The organism is Chromobacterium aquaticum, assembly GCF_021129195.1.
Lineage (GTDB): Bacteria > Pseudomonadota > Gammaproteobacteria > Burkholderiales > Chromobacteriaceae > Chromobacterium > Chromobacterium aquaticum.
The window spans coordinates 19,761-40,490 of record NZ_JAJOHW010000100.1 but is presented as its reverse complement, the minus strand read 5'-3'; the positions used below and the strand labels follow the sequence as shown (position 1 = coordinate 40,490).

The window sequence follows — 20,730 nt, the reverse complement described above, 5'->3', positions numbered from 1 at the left end:
CCATGATCATTGCCGCGAGGACGCGCCCATGCCCAAGCCCGTACTGGCTCTGCTCGCCCTGCTGGCCGGCGGATGGACGCACGCCGCGCCCGTCTTGCGCATCGTCGTCGGCAATGCCGAGCCGGCCCCCTTCGTCGACTACTCCCCGCCCCGGCTGTCCGGCCCCGTCATCGAACTGGTCAAGACTGCGGCGGAGCGCTGCGGCCTGAGCCCGCAATTCCGCCCGCTGCCGGCTCGGCGCGTGCTGCGCAGCCTGGCGCTGAGCCAGGCCGACGCCGCCGCCATGCTGTCCTTCCAGACTGACCGAGCCAAGCAGATGCGCTACCCGATGCGCGACGGCCAGGTCGATCCGCGCTACCGATTGGCCGCCATGTCCTATGTGCTCTATGTGCCGCAGCAATCGGCGCTGCGCTGGGACGGCCTCCGGCTGGACCTGCCCGAGGATGAGAAAGTGGGCGTCAACCGCGGCTGGGCGATCACTCGCGAATTGAAAGCCCGGCGCATCGCGTCGGAAGAAGGCGGCAATATGGCGGAAAACTTCGCCAAGTTGCAGGCCGGGCGCATCGCCGCTTTCGCCATGCATGAACCCGGCGGCGATGCCTATCTGGCCGGCCAGCCGCAGCTACACATGAAAAAGCTGCAGCCCCCGCTCAAGACCGAAAGCAACTACCTGGTGTTCAGCCAGGCCTACGGCCAGGCTCATCCGGAGCGCATGCGCTGCGTCTGGAATCAACTGCCGCCGCTGCGCCGGCAACTGGCCCTGCCCTGAATCAGTTGGTCGCGCCCAGCGGCGTCAGCCCTGGCAAGGTGGCGAAGCTCTGCTCGCGCACCGTGGCCAGAAAGTCCTGCATATAGGCCAGGCCGCCATCGTCGCTGCGCACCGCCGCGTACAGCTCACTGCTCAAACCGCGCTCGCCGATAGGCCGTGCCACCACGTAACCGCGCTCCAGATAGGGCTTGACCGCCCAATACGGCAGAGCCGCCACTCCACGGCGGCTGGCCACCAGCTGGATGATGGCGATGGTCAGTTCGCTGCTGCGCCGCGCCGGATTGATCCCCGCCGGCCGCAGCACCTTGCGCACCAGGTCCAGCATTTCATCCGGCACCGGGTAATGAATCAGCGTCTCGTCGGCGAAATCCTCCGCCAGCCAGCAGCGCTTGTGCGCCAGCGGATGATCGCGCGCGACGATGCCCACCATTTCATAAGCGAACAGCGGCTGGAAATCGACGCCGGCCTGGGTTTCCGCCTCCGACACGATGGCCAGATCGGCGCGGTGGCTCAGCAGCAGACTGACCGGGTCGGTATGGAAACCGGACACGATGTCCAGCTCCACGCCCGGCCAATGCTGGCGGAACGCGTCCATCGCCGGCATCAGCCAGTCAAAGCAGGTATGGCACTCCACCGCCACGCGCAATTCGCCGGCCTCGCCCTGGCGCAGCCGCGCCAGGTCGCGCTCCGCCGCCGCCACTCGCGCGTTCAGATCATGCGCCAGCGTCAGCAAGCGCTCGCCGGCGGCGGTAAAACGCAATGGCTGGGTCTTGCGCTCGAACAAGCTCATGCCATAGCCCTGCTCCAATTGTTTCAACTGGTGCGACAGCGCCGACTGGGTCAGGAACAGGCGGCTGGCGGCCAAGGACACGCTGCCGGTTTCGGCCAGCGCCAGCAGGGTGCGCAGATGTCGGATTTCCAGAATGCTCATCATGAATTCATTTCATGTTAACTGGCAAAATAATGAGTTTGTATCATACAGCAGCTTGCGCAATGCTAGGGACATCACGAACCAAGGAGTCCACCCATGACCACCCTGCACTTGCTCGGCTTTCCCCGCATCGGCGCCAAACGCGAACTGAAAACCCTGCTGGAGAATTACTGGAAGAATGAAATCGACGAGACCGCGCTGCTCGGCGGCGCGCGCGAACTGCGCCAGCGCCACTGGCTGCTGCAAAAAGGCGCCGGCGTGGAATTGTCACCGGTTGGCGATTTCTCCCTCTACGATCATGTGCTGGACGCGCAGCTGCTGGTGGGCGTGGTGCCGCCGCGCTTCGGCTTCGACCCGGCGCAACTGAGCACGGAACAATACTTCCAGCTGGCGCGCGGCAACGCCAAACAGCCGGCGCTGGAAATGACCAAATGGTTCGACACCAATTACCACTACCTGGTGCCGGAATGGCATGCCGACACCGCTTTCCAGGCTCAGCCGCAGCGCCTGCTGGCGCAAGTGCGCGAAGCCCAGGCGCTGGGCCTGCGCGCCAAGCCGGTGCTGCTGGGGCCTTTGTCCCTGCTGTGGCTGGGCAAGAGCAAGGGCGCCGACTTCGACAAGCTCGCACTGTTGCCCGGCCTGCTGCAAGCCTACCGCGAGCTGCTGGCCGCGCTGGCCGAGGCCAAGGTGGAATGGGTCCAGATCGACGAGCCCATCCTGGCGCTGGACCTGCCGCAAGAATGGCTGACCGCCTTCGAGCCCGCCTACCAACAATTGCAAGACAGCTCCTTGCGGCTATTGCTGGCCACTTACTTCGGCAGCGTCGCCGAACACGCCGAACGGCTCAAGCGCCTGCCGGTGGCCGGCCTGCACCTGGACCTGGTGCGCGCGCCGCTGCAGCTGGAAGCCTTCGCCGCCGGCTGGCCGCAGGACAAGGTGCTGTCCGCCGGCGTCATCGATGGCCGCAATATCTGGCGCGCCGACCTGTCCCGCGCGCTGGCCGGCCTGCTGCCGCTGGCCGCCGAATTGGGCGAGCGCTTGTGGATTGCCCCCAGTTGCTCCTTGCTGCACACCCCCTTCGACCTGGCCGCGGAAACCCAGCTCGATGTCGACGTCAAGACCTGGCTCGCCTTCGCGGTGCAGAAGCTGAACGAACTGAAGGTATTGAAGCGCGGCGTGGAACAAGGCCGCGACGCCATCGCCAATGAATTGGCCGGCAGCGATTACGCCCGTCAACAGCGCGCCGCCAGCCCGCTGATCCACCGTCCCGATGTCCAACAGCGGCTGGCCGCGCTGCCAGCCGACGCCGATCAACGCCACAGCGCCTATCCGGTCCGCGCCGCCGCGCAGCAAGCCTGGCTCAAGCTGCCGCTGCTGCCCACCACCACCATAGGCTCCTTCCCGCAAACCGCGTCCATCCGCGGCGCTCGCGCCGGCTTCAAGCGCGGCGAATTGTCCGCCGATGCCTACCGCCAGGCGATGCAGCAGGAAATCGAGCTGGCGATCCGCCGCCAGGAGGCGCTGGACATCGATGTGCTGGTGCACGGCGAGGCCGAGCGCAACGATATGGTGGAGTACTTCGGCGAACAATTGTCCGGCTTCGTGTTCACCGCCGGCGGCTGGGTGCAAAGCTACGGCAGCCGTTGCGTCAAGCCGCCGATTCTGTTCGGCGACGTGGCGCGGCCGCAGCCGATGACCGTGGAATGGGCCGAATACGCGCAAAGCCTGACCCCGCGTCCGGTCAAGGGCATGCTGACCGGCCCGGTCACCATCCTGCAATGGAGTTTTGTCCGCGACGACCTGCCGCGCGGCGAAGTCTGCCGCCAGATCGCCCTGGCGCTGAACGACGAAGTGCGCGATCTGGAAAGCGCCGGCATCCGCGTGATCCAGATCGACGAACCGGCGATCCGCGAAGGCCTGCCGCTGAAGCGCGCCGACCGCGCCGCCTATCTGGACTGGGCCGGCCAGGCCTTCCGCCTGTCTTGCCACGGCGTGGCCGACGCCACCCAGATCCACACCCATATGTGCTATTCGGAGTTCGGCGACATCCTGCCGGCCATCGCCGCGCTGGACGCCGATGTGATCACCATCGAAACCTCGCGTTCGGACATGGAGCTGTTGCAGGACTTCGGCCACTTCCGCTACCCCAACGCCATCGGCCCCGGCGTCTACGACATCCACAGCCCGCGAGTGCCGCCTGAGGCGGAAATTCAGCAACTGCTGGAAAAGGCGCTGCAAGTGATCGAGCCGGAAAAACTGTGGGTCAATCCCGATTGCGGCCTGAAAACCCGCGGCTGGCCCGAGGTGGAGGCCGCGCTCGCCAGCATGGTCAAGGTCAGCAAGACGCTGCGACAACGATTGGCGCAAGAGACCGACGCCGTCGTTTGAAACCTTGGAGACCGACAAGAAAAAGGCCCCTCGATCGAGGGGCCTTTTTAGGTTCCGGCTCAGGGCTGCAACATGCCCGGCGTCATCATCGCCTTCAAGCGCGTCTGCTCAATGCCATGGCGCTCGCGGTGGCTCAGCCACCAGATCGAGCCCTTCTTCACGCTCCACAGCTGCTGCTGTTCCGACAACAGAGCGGATGTCAGCCAGCCGATATAAGGCTGATGGCCGACCAGCACCACGGTGCGGTTCGCTTCCGGCCAGCCTATCGCCTCCAGCACCTCTTGCGGCGATGCCGTCGGGTTCAGCGCCGGCACGGTCTGAAAGCTCTTGGCCAGCAGCGCCGCGGTCTGCTGCGAGCGCTTGGCCTCGGACGCCAGCAATAGATAGTCGCGCGGCAGGCGCACCCGCAGCCAGGACGCCATCTGGCTGGCCTGCTGCTGGCCGCGTCGCGTCAAGGCGCGGGCCAGATCGTCGGAACCTTCCTCGGCCTCGGCATGGCGCCACAAAATCAAATCCATACACACCCCTCGTAAAAATATTTTTAATTCCGCCGCAAGCGAGCCAAGTCGGGCATCCGCTGATGACGGGATGCGCGGCTTGGCGCGACTGCGCAATGAAAACCGCCGCCCCGCCTACAGCGGGAACAACGCCAGCAGCAAGGGCACCAGCAAGGCGGTAAGCAAGCCGTTCAAGCCCATCGCCAGCCCCGCGAACGCCCCCGCAGTCTCCGACAACTGGAACACCCGCGCCGTTCCTATCCCGTGCGCGGAAATGCCGGTGGCAACGCCCAGCGCCATATCATCGTGCAAACCCAGCGCGGCGAACAGCGGCCGCGCCACCACCGCGCCGAAAATTCCGGACAGGATCACGCACATCGCCGACAACTCGGGCACCCCGCCTATGCCCTGGGCCACGCTCATCGCGATCGGCGTGGTCACCGCGCGCGTGCTCAGCGACAGCAAGACCTCGTGCGGCAGGCCGAACAGCCAGCCAAAACCCACCGCGCTGACGATGCCGGCCAGCCCGCCCAGCAAAATGCTCAGCGCCAGCGGCCCCGCCGCGCGCTTGAGGCGGCTCAGATTGCCGTACAAGGGCACCGCCAGCGCCACCGTGGCCGGTCCCAGCAACATCTGGATCAACTGCGCGCCCTGCATGTACTGGCGATAATCGGTGCCCGACAGCAATAGCCAACCCAACAGCAGCAGCACGCCGATCAGCACCGGATTGGACAAGGGGTGGCCATGACAGCGCCGATTCAGCCACAAGGCCAGACGATAAGCCAGCAATGTGACAAACACCCCGGTCAACGGCGACGCGCGCAAGGCGCCCAATGCCTCAATGCCCGCCATGTCCGCTCCTGCGACGCCGCCGCGCCAGCATCCAGTGCAGGGCCAGGCCCGGCACCAGCAGCGTGGTCAGCGTGGATAGCGCCAGCACCGCAGCCAGCCGCGCGCCGTGCTCGGCCAGCAAGCCCTGGTAGGCCAGCACCGCGCCGCCGGCCGGAATGAACAGCAAGGACATGTGCGCCAGAAAACGCGGCACCTGGGTTTGCAGCGTGGCCGGCACGCCGCGGCGCACGCTCAGCGCGACAAACAGCAACAACATGCCCAGCACCGGGCCGGGCAGCGGCAGGCCCAAGCCTCGCGCCAGCACTTCTCCCGCCAATTGAAAACCCAGCAAACACAATGCGGTCTCTATCACCTCAGCCCCCAGCCAAACAGCAATGCCAACATGATAATGTGCCGGCGCGCGCTTGGGGATAGACAGATGCGCGCGCCCAGGCCGCAGATGGGACGGGACAAGGCCGCGCCGGCTTTGGCATAATGCGCGCCATGCCCCATCACGCACTCTGGCGGCCGCAGCCCCCCGCGCTGCCCGCCGCCGTACTATCCTGTCTCACCGAAGCCGGCTCGCTGACCGAACGGCTGCAAGCCACCGGCCGCCGCTTCGCCGTGCGCGTGCTGAAGCAGCAAACCGGCCCTTGCCTGGACGACGAGGCCGCGCTGCTGGGCCTGGCCGCCGGCGCGCCGCTGCTGGCGCGCGAAGTGGCCTTGACCCTGGACGACACCCCGGTGGTGTTCGCCCGCAGCGTAGCGCGCCTGGACTGCGCGGACTGGCTGCCCATTCTAGACCGCGGCAGCCGCTCCCTGGGCCTGACCTTGTTCAGCGAGTTGCCGGATTTACGCCGCGATCCCTTGCATTACCAATTGATAGACGCCGACCATCCGCTGTTTGAACCCGCGGCGGCGCTGAGCCCGCATCAAAGCTATCCGGCGCGGCGCTGCCGCTTCCTGCTGCGCCAGGCGCCCTTGCTGATCTGCGAACTGTTTTTGCCGGAACTGGAGACTTTGCTGTGATCACCGCCGCCGTTTTCAAGGACCGCTTCTCCGTGTACATGCAGTTGATGCGCATGGACAAGCCCATCGGCACCTTTTTGCTGCTGTGGCCGACGCTGTGGGCGCTATTGATCGCCGGCCACGGCCGGCCCGATCCGCTCATCGTGCTGATTTTCATCATTGGCACTTTCTTGATGCGCTCCGCCGGCTGCGTGGTCAACGACTACGCCGACCGCGATTTCGACGCCCATGTGGCGCGCACTCGGCTGCGCCCGTTCGCCCGCGGCGCGGTCAGCAAGAAAGAAGCCTTGCTGCTGGCCGCCGGCCTGGCCCTGCTGTCGCTGCTGCTGATCCTGCCGCTTAACCGTCTGACCTTGCTGTTGAGCCTGCCGGCGCTGTTCATCGCCGCCACCTATCCGTACACCAAGCGTTTCTTCCCGGTGCCGCAGGCCTATCTGGGCCTGGCCTTCTCCTTCGGCATCCCGATGGCCTTCGCCGCCCAGGCCGGCGAGGTACCGGCGCTGGCCTGGCTGCTGTTGCTGGCCAATGCCTGCTGGACGCTGGCTTACGACACCGCCTACGCCATCAGCGACAAGCCTGACGATATCAAGATCGGCATCAAGACCTCGGCGCTCACCTTCGGCGATTACGACGTGCTGGCCGTGATGCTGTTCCACGCCGCCTTCCTCGCGCTGATGACCGGCATCGGCCTGCACCTGGAGCTGAACTGGCCTTATTACCTGTCCCTGCTCTGCGCCATCGCCTTGATGGCCAAGCAGTACCTGGACATCCGCGAGCGCGACCGCGCCGCCTGCTTCAAGGCCTTTCTCGACAACAACCGCGTCGGCGCCGTCATTTTCGCCGGCGTCGCCGCCAGTTACTGGTTGTTCTGAGCTTCAAGCCGATGGCATGAATTTGCGCCACGGCAAGTTTTTATGAATTTGTGTGAACTTTCCCGCCAGGCGCAAATCCCAGACAGGGCATATCTCACCCATTTGGGATTGCAGCCGGCATGCACCGCCGGCTTTACACAAGAAAGGTCACAATCATGAAAAAACTGATTTCCGCTCTGATCGCCGCTGCCTTCGCCACCACCGCCCTGGCCGCCACCCCGGCTTCCGCTCCTGCCGAGAAGAAGATGGAGCACAAGGCCGAACACAAGAAAGCCGGCAAGAAGCATGCTTCCGCGCCCGCCAAGCACAAGAAGCACGCCCACAAGAAGCACGCTCACAAGAAAGGCGAGCACCAGTCGGCTTCCGCCGCCAAGTAATTGAGCCCCGGCGGTTCAGCTTGACGCAAAAACGCCGCGCTTCCTTGAGAAGCGCGGCGTTTTGACATTCCAATTTCAGCGACAAAACCGGCTCATGCCGGTAGCGCGGATTCGACTGGCGGCGATTTACTCGCCGAAACCACAGAATACTTCGCGCATCATCTTCAGCACCTCCAGCGTGCGGATATCGCCAACGCGGTAATAGACGCGGTTGGCGTCCTTGCGCGTGCGCAACACGCCCTTGTCGCGCATAATGGCCAAATGCTGAGAAATATTGCTCTGCGACGTGCCGACCTGCTCGACTATGTCCTGCACGCTCACTTCCTGGTCTTCCAGCACCGATATGATCTTCAGACGCAGCGGGTGCGACATCGCCTTCATCGCCCTCGAGGTCTGCTCGATCTGGTCATCGTTGAACAGCAAGGCTTCTCTCCCTGTAGAGTCATTATATTTAGTCTGACTGCGGTACAATACTACACTAAATCCAATACCATCAAGATTTTCTAATATTCAGAATGTGAATGCCATGAAATCCATCAAACCGGTGTTGTTGTTGATTCTCGACGGTTTTGGCCATCGCACCGAAGGCGATGACAACGCGATTCTGCATGCCTCGATGCCCAACTGGAACCGCCTGCGCCAGACCTTCCCCTACGGCACCATCAATGCCTCGGAAAATTTCGTCGGCCTGCCCTCCGGCCAGTTCGGCAACTCGGAAGTCGGCCATCTGAACATCGGCGCCGGCCGCGTGGTGCAGCAGGACATCAGCCGCATCGACTGCGACATCGAGGACGGCCGTTTCGCCGCCAACCCGGTGTTGGGCGCGGCGATCGCCAAGGCCAAGGACTCGACGCTGCACATCATGGGCCTGCTGTCCGACGGCGGTGTTCACAGTCATGAAAACCACATTCATTCGCTGATCCGCGCGGCCCAGGCCGCCGGCGTCGCGCGCATCCTGGTGCATGCCTTCCTGGACGGCCGCGACACCCCGCCGCGCAGTGCCAAGACCTATCTGGAACGGCTGGACGCGGTGCTGGCCGAATGCCCGTCCGCGCGCCTGGCATCGGTGACCGGCCGCTACTGGGCGATGGACCGCGACAAGCGCTGGGAACGCGTGGAACCGGCTTACCGCCTGCTGGTGGAAGGCGAAGGCCTGTACCATGCCCGCAGCGGCCTGGAAGCGCTGGAAGCCGCCTACGCCCGCGATGAGAACGACGAGTTCGTCAAGGCCACGGCCATCGGCGAAACGGCCGGCATGCAGGACGGCGATGTCGTCGTGTTCATGAATTTCCGCGCCGACCGCGCGCGCCAGTTGGTCAGTGCGCTAACCGACCCGGCCTTCGACGGCTTCAAGGCGCGCCAGCCCAAGTTTGCCGACTTCGCCACGCTGACCTCCTACGGCGAGGCCTACAGCCAACTGTCCATCGCCTATCCGCCGCAAAAGATCAGCAACGGCTTTGGCGAATACCTGGCCAGCCAGGGCCTGAAACAGCTGCGCATCGCCGAAACCGAGAAATACCCGCACGTTACCTATTTCTTCAACGGCGGCGAGGAACAGGTTTATCCCGGCGAGGATCGCATCCTGGTGCCATCGCCCAAGGTGGCCACCTATGATCTGCAGCCGGAAATGAACGCCGGCGAAGTCACCGACAAGATCGTCGCCGCCATCGCCTCCGGCCAGTACCAGGCCATCATCTGCAACTACGCCAACGGCGACATGGTCGGCCACAGCGGCATCTTCGACGCCGCGGTCAAGGCGGTGGAAGCGCTGGACGGCTGCATAGGCCGCTGCGTGGAAGCGATGCGCGCCGCCGGCGGTGAAGTGCTGATCACCGCCGACCACGGCAATTGCGAGCAGATGTACGATGCCGAGCATCATCAGCCGCACACCCAGCACACGCTGAGCCCGGTGCCCTTCCTCTACGTCGGCCGTCCGGCCCGGATTCGCGCCGGCGGTTCGCTGCGCGACATCGCACCGTCGCTGCTGGCGATGATGGGCCTGGAACAACCAACGGAGATGACTGGTCAATCGTTGATCGAATTCCAATAAGAATCTGTTCTAATAGTCTGCTGCACTTCAGCAATACAGCGTTAAAAACGCTTTCAGAATGCTCATGTACCGCTTTGTGCATTCCGCTGCTTCAAGCGTTTGCGCCTTGTTTCGCTCTGGCTGGCGAGACTTTAGAACGGACTCCAAGACCCGCCGCCGCCGGCTTCGCCGGCGTCAAGGAGCCGGACCCCTCGCTCGAGGACGGGGCATCCGGCTCGCGGCCCAAGAGAAAGCACATTCCCGGCAATGAAATCCTATGTCCTGATGGCGACCCTGCTCGCCGCAGCCAGCCACGCCGCGCCGCCGGCTTCCGCCGCGCTGTCCACCACGCCGCATCAGCAAGACCTCAAATCGGTGCGCAAGGAAATCGACACGCTGAAAAAGGACATCGCCCAGAAACAGGTGGTGCAGAAAGAGGCCCAGTCGGCGATCAAGGAATCGGAACAGGCCATCGCCCAGACCAACCAGGCGCTGGTCAAGCTGGAAAAGAAACAAAGCAGTTCCGAGCAGCAGTTGGAAGCGCTGCGCGCCCAGATCAACGCCAGCCGCAACAACCTGGCCGCGGTGCGCCAGCGCGTCGGCCAGATGCTGGCGCGCCAGTACAAGAACGGCCAGCACGATGCGATGAAGCTGATGATGAACGCGAACGATCCCAATCAGAGCGCGCGCGACCTCGCCTACTATCAGCATATCGCCCGCGCCCAACAGCAGTTGGTCGCCCAGTTGATCACCCACCAGCATGAACTGGAAGCACTGTCCTTCCAGCTGGAGCAGGAACTGGCCCGCCTCAACTCGCTGTCGGACCGCAAGAGCCAGGAAAAGAGCTCGCTGCAGCAGGACAAGGCCAGCCAGCAGCAGGAGCTGAGCAAGGTCACCGGCGAGATCAAGTCCGGCCAAAGCAAACTCAGCCAACTGCAGGAAAACGAAAAGCGCCTGACCGGCCTGATCGCCCAGATCAACCGGGAAATCCAGCGCCGCCGCGCCGAAGCCGCGCGCAAGGCGGCGGAGGAACGCAAGGCCAAGCTGGCCGCCGCCCGCGAAGCCGCGCGCAAAGAGAACGAGCGCCGTCGCAAGCTGGCGGAAAACGCCAAGAAGCAGGGCAAGCCGGTGCCGGAGGAAGCCAAGCGGACGGTCACGGTGAAAGAGGAAGCGATCACCGACGTGGCCGACGACAGCGCCGCCGGCCGCGCCTTCGTCAGCCTGCAGGGCAAAATGAAGATGCCGGTGGCCGGGCAATTGGTCGGCCGCTTCGGCAAGCCGCGCCAGCAAGGCGTCAGCTGGAAAGGCCTGTTCATCCAGACCGCCAACGGCACCCCGGTGCGCAGCGTGGCCGACGGCACCGTGGTGTTCGCCGATCAACTGCGCGGCTTCGGCAACGCCATCCTGATCGACCATGGCGGCAATTACATGACGGTCTATACCGGACTATCGGTAATAGGCAAATCCGTGGGCAGCGGCGTCAAGGCCGGTGACACAATCGGCAACACCGGAACACTGGACAGCGGCGAATCCGGCCTGTACTTTGAAATCCGACACATGGGACGCCCCCTAAACCCGCAAGCCTGGGCGCGCTGAACCGGGCAACGGAGACAGATAACAAACATGAGCAGCCAAAGAATGAAGAAGATTGCCTGGCTAGTGGCCGGCGCCATGGCCGGCGGCGTGCTGACGCTGAGCATGCAAGCCTTTGCCGACAAGGGCGAATCCCCGCTGCCGCTGAGCGAGTTGCGCACCTTCGCCGAAGTGTTTGGCCGCATCAAGCAGGACTATGTCGATCCGGTGGAAGACAAGAAGCTGATCACCGCGGCGATCAAGGGCATGCTGACCGGGCTGGACCCGCACTCCGACTACATGGACCCGGATGCGTTCAAGGAACTCAAGGAAGGCACCCAGGGCGAATTCGGCGGCCTCGGCATCGAAATCGGCGCCGAGGACGGCCTGGTCAAGGTGGTGTCCCCTATCGAGGATACCCCGGCGCAAAAGGCCGGCATCAAGAGCGGCGACCTGATCATCAAGATCGACGACACCCCGGTGCGCGGCCTGTCCCTGACCGACGCGGTGAAGAAGATGCGCGGTAAGCCGGGCACCAAGGTCACGCTGACCATCGCCCGCAAGACCGAAACCAAACCGCTGGTATTCACGCTGGCGCGCGCGGTGATCAAAACCAAGAGCGTCAAGTACAAGCTGCTGGAACCGGATTACGGCTATGTGCGCATCACCCAGTTCCAGGAGCACACCTCCGAGGATCTGGCCGCCGGCATCCAGGCGCTGTACAAGGAGAACAAGCAGGGCCTGAAGGGCCTGGTGCTGGACCTGCGCGACGACCCGGGCGGCCTGCTCAACGGCGCGGTCGGCGTTTCCGCCGCCTTCCTGGCCAAGAACCAACTGGTGGTGTACACCGAGGGCCGTACTCCTGACGCCAAGATGCGGCTGACCGCCAATCTGCAGAACTACGCGCGCCCCAACGGCAGCGACCCACTGTCCAAGCTGCCGCAGGATGCCCGCAACGTGCCGCTGGTGGTGCTGGTCAACGGCGGTTCGGCCTCGGCGTCGGAAATCGTCGCCGGCGCGCTGCAGGACCACAAGCGCGCGGTGCTGGTGGGCACCCAGACCTTCGGCAAGGGCTCGGTACAATCCATCATGCCGCTGGGCAACGCCGGCGGCATCAAGCTGACCACCGCGCGCTACTTCACGCCCAACGGCCGCTCGATCCAGGCCAAGGGCATCGTGCCCGACGTGGTGGTGGAAGACGGCACGCTGACCGCGGCCGAACAGGCGCTGCGCCTGCGCGAGGTGGACCTGGAAAACCACCTGGCCAATCCCAACGGCGAGGACAAGGTGCCGGCCAAGAGCAGCGCCAAGCCCGCGGCCGCGCCCAAGCCGGCCCCCGCGCCGGCCAAGCCGGACGACGGCCAGGACAAGGCCAAGCCGGAAGAGAAGAGCCAGTTCGGCCCGCGCGATCCCAATCCGAAGAACGACAACCAGCTGTCGCAGGCGCTGAACATTCTCAAGGTCCAGCAGATCCTGCAGAAAAAAGGCAGCTGAGCCGCTCGCGGCCACCCACGCACGCCCCTGGTTTTTCCAGGGGCGTTTTTCATGCGCGCCCGTCATCGTCCTTCTGCAAAACATCGTCATTCCTGCTACGCTATCCGGCTGAACCCTAGTTTCCCGGCCGGAGCCGCAGCCCTCATGCTTACCCGCGAATTCGTGCTTTCCTTTCGCGAAGCCGCCCCCTATATCAACGCCTACCGCGGCAAGACCTTCGTACTGGCCGTCAGCGGCGAAACCCTGCAGGACGGCGAATTCGCCAGCCTGGCGCAAGACATCAACCTCCTGGTCAGCCTGGGCGTGCGCATCGTGCTAGTGCACGGCATCCGCCCGCAGATCGAGGGACTGCTGAAACGCCACGGCATCGCCCGCCTGTTCCACCGCGACCGCCGCGTCACCGACGCCGCGACCATGGACGTGGTCAAGCAGGCGGCCGGCGCCACCCGCTGCGATATCGAGGCGCTGCTGTCCATGGGCATGCCCGATTCGCCGATGCACGGCGCCCATCTACGCGTGGCCGGCGGCAACTTCGTCACCGCCCAGCCGCTGGGGGTGCTGGACGGCGTGGACATGCAATACACCGGCCAGGTACGCCGCGCAGACGGCGCCGCCATCCGCGCCCGCCTCGACCATGGCGAGCTGGTGCTGCTGTCGCCCATCGGCTACTCGCTGACCGGCGAGGCCTTCAACCTGACCATGGAAGAGCTGGCCACCCACGTCGCCATCACCCTGAAGGCGGAAAAGCTGATCTTCGTGATCGAGCAGCGCGGCGTGATGCTGAACGAGGAGCTGATCAGCACGCTGACCGCGCAGCAGGCCGAAGACCTGCTGGCCTCCGGCCAGCTGCAGGACGACGTCAGCGCCTATCTCCCTTACGCCATCCGCGCCACCCGCGAAGGCATTCCGCGCGCTCACTTGATCAGCCGCCACGCCGACGGCGCCTTGCTGGTGGAACACTTCACCCGCGGCGGCAACGGCACCATGATCGCGCGCGATCCGCTGGTACGGGTGCGCAACGCCAGCATCGAAGACATCGGCGACATCATCGGCCTGATCCAGCCGCTGGAAGAACAGGGCGTGCTGGTCAAGCGCAGCCGCGAACACCTGGAAGTGGAAATCGGCGAGTACTCGGTGCTGGAGCACGACGGCAAGATCTACGGCTGCGTGGCCATGCACCCGTTCACCGACGCCGGCACCGCCGAACTGGCCTGCCTGGCGGTGGCGCAGGACAAGCGCGACGGCGGCTTCGGCGAGATGCTGCTCAAGCACGTGGAATACCAGGCGCGCACTCAGGGTCTGCAATCGCTGTTCGTGCTCACTACCCAGACCGCGCACTGGTTCGTCGAACGCGGCTTCGCCGAGGCGGACAAGAGCGCGCTGCCGCTGGCGCGGCAGCAGTTCTACAACTATCAACGCCGCTCCAAGGTTTTCGTCAAGGTCTTGTAAGACTAGGGCCGCGCCGTGGTTGGAAGCGTTTCATCTCTGTGACACAATGTTGAATTAACCTTTTTCCGATATTTTAAGGATTGCGCCATGAGCAGAACCGTCAATTGCGTCAAGCTGGGCCGCGAAGCCGAAGCCCTCGACTTCCCGCCGCTGCCGGGCGAACTGGGCAAGCGTGTGTTTGAGAATGTATCCAAGGAAGCCTGGCAAGGCTGGCTGCGCTATCAAACCATGCTGATCAACGAAAACCGCCTGAGCCTGGCCGACGCTCGCGCCCGCCAGTACCTGGCCGCGCAGCTGGAAGCCTACTTCTTCGGCGACGGCGCCGACGCCCCGGCGGGCTATACCCCGCCGCAGAACTAATCTCCATGCCCAGCCCTCCAAGCGAGGGCTTTGTTTTTCCCTGAACTCTCCACTGTTGGCTTGAACCCCGTATGTCACACACGCAAGACTTGCTGATCAACCGCGAACTGGGCCTGCTCGAATTCAACCGCCGCGTGCTGGCCCAGGCCGAAGACGCCAACCTGCCGCTGCTGGAACGGCTGAAATTCCTGTGCATCGTGTCCTCCAACATGGACGAGTTCTTCGAAGTGCGCGTGGCCTGGCTGCAGGAAACCGCCGTGGCCACGCCGGAGCGCATCCTGGCCGACGGCTCCACGCCGGAACAGGCGCTGGCCAAGGTGGCCACCGCCGCGCACCAGCTGGTGCGCGACCAGTACGCGGTGATGAGCGAAGTGCTGTTCCCGGCGCTGCGCGAGGAAAACATCATCTTCCTGCGCCGCAGCGAGTGGAGCCAGGCGCAGCAGCAATGGGTACAGGACTTTTTCTTCCGCGAGCTGATGCCCATCCTGACCCCTATTGGTCTGGACCCGTCCCATCCCTTCCCCAAGGTGCTGAACAAATCGCTTAACTTCGCGGTGGAACTGGAGGGCCGCGACGCCTTCGGCCGCGCCTCCGGCATCGCCATCGTGCAAGCGCCACGCATCCTGCCGCGCGTGATCAAGCTGCCGGCCGAAGTCAGCGACGGCCATCGCCACACCTTCGTGTTCCTGTCCTCCATCCTGCACTCCCACGTGCACGAGCTGTTCAGCGGCATGGCGGTCAAGGGCTGCTACCAGTTCCGCGTCACCCGCGACAGCGAGCTGACGGTGGAAGACGAGGACGTGAAAAACCTGCGCACCGCGCTGCAGGGGGAATTGCGCCAGCGCCAGTTCGGCGACGCGGTGCGGCTGGAAATCGCCGACACCTGCCCGGCGCACATGGAAGAATTCCTGCTGACCCAGTTCAATCTCAAGCCGCGCGACGTCTACCGCGTCAACGGCCCGGTCAATCTGGTGCGGCTGATGCAGGTGCCGGACCTGGTGGATCGGCCCGACCTGAAATTCACCCCCTTCATCCCCACGCTGCCGGAGATGTTGCGCAAGAAGACACCGCTGTTCGACGCCATCCGCAAGGGCGACATCCTGCTGCACCACCCGTTCCAGAGCTTTCAGCCGGTGATAGACATGCTGACGCTGGCCGCCTCCGATCCGCACGTGGTGGCCATCAAGATGACGGTGTACCGCACCGGCACCGACTCGGTGCTGATGGAATCGCTGATCGCCGCCGCCCGCGCCGGCAAACAGGTGACCGTGGTGGTGGAACTGATGGCGCGCTTCGACGAAGAAGCCAATATCGGCTGGGCCAGCCGGCTGGAGGATGCCGGCGCCCACGTGGTCTACGGCGTGATCGGCTACAAGGTGCACGCCAAGATGCTGATGGTGGTGCGCCGCGAGGAACACGGCCTGCGCCGCTACGTGCATCTGGGCACCGGCAACTACCACCCGCGCACCGCCCGCCTCTACACCGACTTCGGCCTGCTGACCTGCAATGAGCAGATCGCCAGCGACGTCAACGACATCTTCGTGCAGCTGACCGGCCTGGGCCGCGCCAGCCAGCTCAAGCTGCTGTTCCAGAGCCCGTTCACGCTGCACAGCATGGTGATGGAGGCGATAGACCGCGAAATCGCCCACGCCCAGGCCGGCAAACCGGCGCAGATCATCGCCAAGATGAACGCCCTGCTGGAAAGCCAGGTGATTCACGCGCTGTACCGCGCCAGCCAGGCCGGGGTCAAGATCCAGTTGATCGTGCGCGGCGTGTGCGCGCTGCGGCCCGGCGTGCCGGGCTTGTCCGACAACATCAGCGTGCGCTCCATTGTCGGCCGCTTCCTGGAACACCCGCGCGTGTTCTATTTCCACAACGACCGCAAGGAAGACCTGCTGATCGCCAGCGCCGACTGGATGGGCCGCAACTTCTTCCGCCGCATCGAAACCTGCGTGCCCATCGTCGACGCCAAGCTCAAACGTCGGGTGATCAAGGAAGCACTGCGTCTGTACCTGGACGACAACGTCAACGCCTGGGACATGCTGCCGGACGGCAGCTACAAACGCCGCACCTCCCGCGGCAAGCCGCATTGCGCGCAATTGCAGCTACTGGAAGAGTACACCCGCTGACACCCGGCCCGCGGCCACGCCGCGGGCGCCCTCCCCCGCAAGGACAACCATGGAAATCGCCGGCTACAGTCTCGCCGCCCTGCTCGTCATCGCCGGCCTGGCCGGCACCATGCTGCCCATCATTCCCGGCCTGCCGCTGATGTTCGGCGGGCTGCTGCTGGCCGCCTGGCTGGACAACTTCAACCACCTGGGCGCCATCAGCCTGATCATCATGGCCCTGCTCACCGCGCTGGGTCTGGTGATTGATTTCTTCGCCGGCCTGCTCGGCGCCAAGGCCAGCGGCGCCAGCAGCCAGGCGCTGTGGGGCGCCTTCATCGGCGGCATCGTCGGCATGTTCTTCGGCCTGGCCGGCGTGCTGCTCGGCCCGCTGCTCGGCGCCGTCATCGGCGAGTTCATCGCCCGCAAGGACGCCTTCCAGGCCGGCAAGGTCGGCATCGGCACCTTCATCGGCTTCATCGTCGGCGCGGTGGCCAAGGTGGCCTGCGCCTTCGCCATGCTGGCGACCGCGGCGCTGGCGCTACTGTTCTAGCGGCCGGCTACGCGGCGGCGTGGCTGGCCTAAACCGGGGGATTTGGTAGAATCCCGGTTTATCCCCTTTCAATCCAGCGTGAATACCGATGGCACAATATGTAATGTCCATGCTCCGCGTGAGCAAGATCGTTCCGCCCAAGCGCCAGATCATCAAGGACATCTCCCTGTCCTTCTTCCCCGGCGCCAAGATCGGCCTGCTGGGCCTGAACGGCGCCGGTAAATCCACCGTGCTGCGCATCATGGCCGGCGCGGACAAGGAATACGAAGGCGAGGTGCAGCACCTGGCCGGAGTCAAGATCGGCTACCTGCCGCAGGAACCGCAGCTGGACCCGGAAAAAACCGTGCGCGAGGAAGTGGAAAGCGGCATGGGCGACGTGATGGGCGCGCAGAAGCGCCTGGAAGAGGTATACGCCGCCTACGCCGACCCGGACGCCGACTTCGACGCGCTGGCCGAAGAACAGGCCAAGCTGGAAGCCATCATCGCCGCCGGCGCCAACGACAACGTCGAACACCAGCTGGAAATCGCCGCCGACGCGCTGCGCCTGCCGCCGTGGGACGCCAAGATCGGCCCGCTGTCCGGCGGCGAGAAGCGCCGCGTGGCGCTCTGCAAGCTGCTGCTGTCCAAGCCCGACATGCTGCTGCTGGACGAACCCACCAACCACCTGGACGCGGAATCGGTGGAATGGCTGGAGCAATTCCTGGTGCGCTTCCCCGGCACCGTGGTGGCCGTCACCCACGACCGCTACTTCCTGGACAACGCCGCCGAATGGATTCTGGAACTGGACCGCGGCGAAGGCATCCCGTGGAAAGGCAATTACTCCAGCTGGCTGGAACAGAAGGAAGCCCGCCTGGCGCAGGAAGCCAAGAGCGAAGGCGCGCGCATGAAGGCGATGAAGCAGGAACTGGAATGGGTGCGCCAGAACCCGAAAGGCCGCCAGGCCAAGTCCAAGGCGCGTCTGGCCCGCTTCGAGGAGCTGTCCAGCTACGAAACCCAGAAGCGCAACGAAACCCAGGAAATCTTCATTCCGGTGGCCGAGCGCCTGGGCAATGAGGTGATCGAGTTCAACGGCGTGTCCAAGGGCTTCGGCGACCGCCTGCTGATCGACAATCTCAGCTTCAAGGCCCCGCCGGGCGCCATCGTCGGCATCATCGGCCCCAACGGCGCCGGTAAATCGACGCTGTTCAAGATGATTGCCGGCAAGGAACAGCCGGACAGCGGCGAGGTCAAGATTGGCCAGACCGTGCAGATGGCCTTTGTCGAGCAGACCCGCGAGGGCCTGGACGGCGACAAGACCGTGTTCGAGGACGTGGCCGCCGGCGCCGACATCCTCACCGTGGGCAAGTTCGAAATGTCCAGCCGCGCCTACCTCGGCCGCTTCAACTTCAAGGGCGCCGATCAGCAGAAAAAAGTGGGCATGCTCTCCGGCGGCGAACGCGGCCGCCTGCACCTGGCCAAGACCCTGCTCCAGGGCGGCAACGTGCTGCTGCTGGACGAACCCTCCAACGATCTGGACGTGGAAACCCTGCGCGCGCTGGAAGACGCGCTGCTGGAATACGCTGGCACCGTGTTCGTGATCTCTCACGACCGCTGGTTCCTGGACCGTATCGCCACCCACATCCTGGCGGCGGAAGGCGAATCGCAATGGACCTTCTTCGACGGCAACTATCAGGAATACGAGGCCGACAAGAAGAAACGCCTGGGCGAGGAAGCCGCCAAGCCCAAGCGGATCCGCTACAAGCCGATCAGCCGTTAAGAGCCTGTTTACGATCTGCTGCGCGTCGGCGATACGGCTCATGTACCTCAAGTACATTCCGCTTTCTCTGCCGTTTTCGCCTTGTCTCGCCTTAGCTCGCGCGATCGTAAACACGCTCTATAGAAAAAAGCCCGGGTTCTCCGGGCTTTTTTCATGCGCTCACAAAGTCTTCAACCGCCCGCGGAACTCCTCCAGCCGCTGGTAGCCCTTGGCCTGCATGATGGCGGCCAGTTCCTCCTCGATGCGATCGAAGGCGCTGACGCCCTCCTCGTGCAGGCAGGTGCCCACTTGCACCGCGGTGGCGCCGGCCAGGATGTGCATGAAGGCCTCCGCCCCGCTCTTCACCCCTCCGCAGCCTATCACATGCTTGTCGGCCAGCAGCACGGCGAACTCGCGCACATTGGCCAGCGCCGTCGGCAGCACGTAATCGCCGCCCAGCCCGCCCAGCCCGCCCTTGGGCTTGATCACCGCGGCCTCGCTGTCCAGATCGATCACCAGACCGTTGCCCACCGAGTTGATGCAGGTAACGAAGCGCAGCAGCGGGAAGCCGTTCAGCACCGCGGCCATGGCGGCGAAATGCACCGGATCGAAATACGGCGGCAGCTTGACGCCGAACGGCTGCGCGTACACCCGGCTGATCGCCGCCAGGGCCTCGGCGCTGGCGGCGAAGTCGTAGCCCAGCTGCGGCTTGCCCGGCAGATTCGGGCAGGACAGATTCACCTCCGGCAGGCAGGGCAGCTTCAGCGTCGCCAGTTCGGCCAGAATGGTCAAGGTGTCTTCCAGCGTCATGCCGGAAATGGACAGGAACAGCGGCTTGGCGTCGTCGTAAGCCTGGGCATAGTCCAGGTAATAGCGGTAGCCCTCGTTGGGCAGGCCCATGGAATTGATGCTGCCCAGCGCGGTGCGCCGGTAACGCGGCTCGGGATTGCCGGCGCGCGGCGCCAGCGTGCAGCTCTTGGTCACCACCGCGCCGGCGGCGGAACGGCGCAGCTGCTCCAGTTCCTCCTTGGTGCGGCAATGGACGCCGGAAGCGTTGAACAGGGGGCTGGCCATCTGCATGCCCAGCCAGGAAACGGATAGATCCAGCGTCATCGCGCCCTCCGGCGAATTCATCTGCCGGCGATGATAGACGCAAGCGGCGCCGGCCATGCTGCGCCAAGTCAAAACCGGCGCGGCCGCCGCAAAACAAACGGCCGCCCGGAAGGCGGCCGTTTCAAGACAGAAATATTCGGGGCTTACATTTGCGACTGAATATAGTTCTGCTCGCCCACCATATCGATCAGGCGCAGCTGCTGCTCCAGCCAGTGGGCATGGTCGTTCTCGGTCTCTTCCAGCAGCACCATCAGTTCCTGGCGCGTCACGTAGTCCTGCACGCTCTCACAGTGGGCCACCACTTTTTTCAGCAGATTGCCGACGCGGTATTCCACTTCCAGATCGCTGGCCAGCATCGCTCGCACGTTCTCGCCCACCACGATGGGCACGCGCTTGGCCACGTTCGGCTTGCCTTGCAGGAACAAGGTGCGCGCGATCAGCACCCGCGCGTGCGACAACTCGTCCTCGCGCTCGTGATCGATGCGCTCGAACAGCTTGTGCAGACCGAAGTCCTTGTACATCTCGGCGTGGATGAAATACTGGTCCGCGGCGGACAGCTCTTCCGCCAGCAGTTCGTTCAGCAACTCGATGGTTTTGGGATCACCTTGCATAAAACGACCTCTTGT

The 20,730-nt window shown here is 64.4% G+C and carries 20 protein-coding genes; 13 read left to right on the top strand and 7 right to left on the bottom strand.

Features of this window, described 5'->3' with window-relative positions; genetic code table 11:
• Positions 1-28 precede the first annotated feature (28 nt).
• On the top strand, positions 29-769 hold the full coding sequence (locus LQT98_RS15740) for a substrate-binding periplasmic protein (RefSeq protein ID WP_231463412.1): 741 nt from the start codon (positions 29-31) through the stop codon (positions 767-769).
• Position 770: 1 nt separating this feature from the next.
• Here LQT98_RS15740 and LQT98_RS15735 read toward each other — a convergent pair whose 3' ends face one another.
• On the bottom strand, positions 771-1,703 hold the full coding sequence (locus tag LQT98_RS15735; protein ID WP_231463410.1) for a LysR family transcriptional regulator: 933 nt from the start codon (positions 1,701-1,703) through the stop codon (positions 771-773).
• 93 nt (positions 1,704-1,796) lie between these two features.
• On the opposite strand from LQT98_RS15735, the gene metE reads away from it, so the two are divergent.
• Positions 1,797-4,088, top strand: a complete 2,292-nt coding sequence (gene metE, locus LQT98_RS15730) for a 5-methyltetrahydropteroyltriglutamate--homocysteine S-methyltransferase (protein WP_231463408.1) — start codon at positions 1,797-1,799, stop codon at positions 4,086-4,088.
• Positions 4,089-4,147: 59 nt separating this feature from the next.
• Here metE and LQT98_RS15725 read toward each other — a convergent pair whose 3' ends face one another.
• The 3 genes from LQT98_RS15725 to LQT98_RS15715 form a co-directional block, all read right to left on the bottom strand.
• The gene (locus LQT98_RS15725) at positions 4,148-4,606 is read right to left on the bottom strand and encodes a SixA phosphatase family protein (RefSeq protein ID WP_048409099.1); all 459 of its coding nucleotides are present in this window, start codon (positions 4,604-4,606) and stop codon (positions 4,148-4,150) included.
• 114 nt (positions 4,607-4,720) lie between these two features.
• Positions 4,721-5,437, bottom strand: coding sequence for an LrgB family protein (locus LQT98_RS15720; protein WP_231463406.1), 717 nt, complete (start codon positions 5,435-5,437; stop codon positions 4,721-4,723).
• Positions 5,424-5,789, bottom strand: a complete 366-nt coding sequence (locus tag LQT98_RS15715) for a CidA/LrgA family protein (protein ID WP_231463404.1) — start codon at positions 5,787-5,789, stop codon at positions 5,424-5,426. The genes LQT98_RS15720 and LQT98_RS15715 overlap by 14 nt, the downstream gene beginning before the upstream one ends.
• Positions 5,790-5,920: 131 nt before the next feature.
• Here LQT98_RS15715 and LQT98_RS15710 point away from each other — a divergent pair, with 131 nt between their 5' ends.
• The 3 genes from LQT98_RS15710 to LQT98_RS15700 all read left to right on the top strand — a co-directional run bounded on the left by LQT98_RS15710 (position 5,921) and on the right by LQT98_RS15700 (position 7,694).
• Positions 5,921-6,445 carry a chorismate--pyruvate lyase family protein gene (locus LQT98_RS15710; RefSeq protein WP_231463401.1) on the top strand — a complete coding sequence of 175 codons (525 nt, stop codon included), beginning with the start codon at positions 5,921-5,923 and terminating at the stop codon, positions 6,443-6,445.
• A gap of 38 nt (positions 6,446-6,483) precedes the next feature.
• Positions 6,484-7,317, top strand: a complete 834-nt coding sequence (gene ubiA / locus LQT98_RS15705; RefSeq protein WP_231463482.1) for a 4-hydroxybenzoate octaprenyltransferase — start codon at positions 6,484-6,486, stop codon at positions 7,315-7,317.
• Positions 7,318-7,472: 155 nt separating this feature from the next.
• Entirely contained in the window at positions 7,473-7,694 is a 222-nt protein-coding gene (locus LQT98_RS15700; RefSeq protein ID WP_231463399.1) for a hypothetical protein, read from the top strand.
• A 126-nt stretch (positions 7,695-7,820) separates the two neighbouring features.
• Here the strand turns inward: LQT98_RS15700 and LQT98_RS15695 are convergent, their stop codons facing one another.
• Entirely contained in the window at positions 7,821-8,117 is a 297-nt protein-coding gene (locus LQT98_RS15695; protein WP_019100570.1) for an ArsR/SmtB family transcription factor, read from the bottom strand.
• 103 nt (positions 8,118-8,220) lie between these two features.
• Here LQT98_RS15695 and gpmI point away from each other — a divergent pair, with 103 nt between their 5' ends.
• The 8 genes from gpmI (at position 8,221) to ettA (ending at position 19,012) form a co-directional block, all read left to right on the top strand.
• The gene (gene gpmI / locus LQT98_RS15690) at positions 8,221-9,744 is read left to right on the top strand and encodes a 2,3-bisphosphoglycerate-independent phosphoglycerate mutase (RefSeq protein ID WP_231463397.1); all 1,524 of its coding nucleotides are present in this window, start codon (positions 8,221-8,223) and stop codon (positions 9,742-9,744) included.
• Between the two features lie 246 nt (positions 9,745-9,990).
• On the top strand, positions 9,991-11,319 hold the full coding sequence (locus LQT98_RS15685) for a murein hydrolase activator EnvC family protein (RefSeq protein ID WP_231463395.1): 1,329 nt from the start codon (positions 9,991-9,993) through the stop codon (positions 11,317-11,319).
• A 42-nt stretch (positions 11,320-11,361) separates the two neighbouring features.
• The gene (locus tag LQT98_RS15680) at positions 11,362-12,789 is read left to right on the top strand and encodes a S41 family peptidase (RefSeq protein WP_378124637.1); all 1,428 of its coding nucleotides are present in this window, start codon (positions 11,362-11,364) and stop codon (positions 12,787-12,789) included.
• A 144-nt stretch (positions 12,790-12,933) separates the two neighbouring features.
• On the top strand, positions 12,934-14,238 hold the full coding sequence (gene argA / locus LQT98_RS15675) for an amino-acid N-acetyltransferase (protein WP_048409107.1): 1,305 nt from the start codon (positions 12,934-12,936) through the stop codon (positions 14,236-14,238).
• Positions 14,239-14,325: 87 nt separating this feature from the next.
• Complete coding sequence (locus LQT98_RS15670; protein ID WP_048409108.1) at positions 14,326-14,598, top strand: oxidative damage protection protein; 273 nt, start codon at positions 14,326-14,328, stop codon at positions 14,596-14,598.
• 71 nt (positions 14,599-14,669) lie between these two features.
• Positions 14,670-16,727, top strand: a complete 2,058-nt coding sequence (ppk1, locus tag LQT98_RS15665; protein WP_048409109.1) for a polyphosphate kinase 1 — start codon at positions 14,670-14,672, stop codon at positions 16,725-16,727.
• A 49-nt stretch (positions 16,728-16,776) separates the two neighbouring features.
• Positions 16,777-17,256, top strand: coding sequence for a DUF456 domain-containing protein (locus tag LQT98_RS15660; RefSeq protein ID WP_231463391.1), 480 nt, complete (start codon positions 16,777-16,779; stop codon positions 17,254-17,256).
• Positions 17,257-17,344: 88 nt separating this feature from the next.
• Entirely contained in the window at positions 17,345-19,012 is a 1,668-nt protein-coding gene (gene ettA, locus LQT98_RS15655; protein ID WP_048409111.1) for an energy-dependent translational throttle protein EttA, read from the top strand.
• 159 nt (positions 19,013-19,171) lie between these two features.
• On the opposite strand, the gene LQT98_RS15650 is transcribed toward ettA, so the two are convergent.
• Together LQT98_RS15650 and bfr are read right to left on the bottom strand one after the other, a co-directional pair.
• Positions 19,172-20,104: a dihydroorotate oxidase gene (locus LQT98_RS15650; RefSeq protein WP_231463389.1), complete on the bottom strand. Its 933-nt coding sequence runs from the start codon at positions 20,102-20,104 to the stop codon at positions 19,172-19,174.
• Positions 20,105-20,247: 143 nt separating this feature from the next.
• On the bottom strand, positions 20,248-20,715 hold the full coding sequence (gene bfr, locus LQT98_RS15645) for a bacterioferritin (protein ID WP_048412006.1): 468 nt from the start codon (positions 20,713-20,715) through the stop codon (positions 20,248-20,250).
• Between the last annotated feature and the right edge of the window lie 15 nt (positions 20,716-20,730).

Coding starts and splice junctions, on each gene's coding strand:
- ppk1 (WP_048409109.1), top strand. CDS start 14,670: ATGTCACACACGCAAGACTTGCTGATCAACCGCGAACTGGGCCTGCTC.
- ubiA (WP_231463482.1), top strand. CDS start 6,484: ATGCAGTTGATGCGCATGGACAAGCCCATCGGCACCTTTTTGCTGCTG.
- bfr (WP_048412006.1), bottom strand. CDS start 20,715: ATGCAAGGTGATCCCAAAACCATCGAGTTGCTGAACGAACTGCTGGCG.
- LQT98_RS15710 (WP_231463401.1), top strand. CDS start 5,921: ATGCCCCATCACGCACTCTGGCGGCCGCAGCCCCCCGCGCTGCCCGCC.
- gpmI (WP_231463397.1), top strand. CDS start 8,221: ATGAAATCCATCAAACCGGTGTTGTTGTTGATTCTCGACGGTTTTGGC.
- metE (WP_231463408.1), top strand. CDS start 1,797: ATGACCACCCTGCACTTGCTCGGCTTTCCCCGCATCGGCGCCAAACGC.
- LQT98_RS15680 (WP_378124637.1), top strand. CDS start 11,362: ATGAAGAAGATTGCCTGGCTAGTGGCCGGCGCCATGGCCGGCGGCGTG.
- LQT98_RS15740 (WP_231463412.1), top strand. CDS start 29: ATGCCCAAGCCCGTACTGGCTCTGCTCGCCCTGCTGGCCGGCGGATGG.
- LQT98_RS15720 (WP_231463406.1), bottom strand. CDS start 5,437: ATGGCGGGCATTGAGGCATTGGGCGCCTTGCGCGCGTCGCCGTTGACC.
- ettA (WP_048409111.1), top strand. CDS start 17,345: ATGGCACAATATGTAATGTCCATGCTCCGCGTGAGCAAGATCGTTCCG.
- LQT98_RS15685 (WP_231463395.1), top strand. CDS start 9,991: ATGAAATCCTATGTCCTGATGGCGACCCTGCTCGCCGCAGCCAGCCAC.
- LQT98_RS15670 (WP_048409108.1), top strand. CDS start 14,326: ATGAGCAGAACCGTCAATTGCGTCAAGCTGGGCCGCGAAGCCGAAGCC.
- LQT98_RS15700 (WP_231463399.1), top strand. CDS start 7,473: ATGAAAAAACTGATTTCCGCTCTGATCGCCGCTGCCTTCGCCACCACC.
- argA (WP_048409107.1), top strand. CDS start 12,934: ATGCTTACCCGCGAATTCGTGCTTTCCTTTCGCGAAGCCGCCCCCTAT.
- LQT98_RS15660 (WP_231463391.1), top strand. CDS start 16,777: ATGGAAATCGCCGGCTACAGTCTCGCCGCCCTGCTCGTCATCGCCGGC.
- LQT98_RS15650 (WP_231463389.1), bottom strand. CDS start 20,104: ATGACGCTGGATCTATCCGTTTCCTGGCTGGGCATGCAGATGGCCAGC.
- LQT98_RS15725 (WP_048409099.1), bottom strand. CDS start 4,606: ATGGATTTGATTTTGTGGCGCCATGCCGAGGCCGAGGAAGGTTCCGAC.
- LQT98_RS15735 (WP_231463410.1), bottom strand. CDS start 1,703: ATGATGAGCATTCTGGAAATCCGACATCTGCGCACCCTGCTGGCGCTG.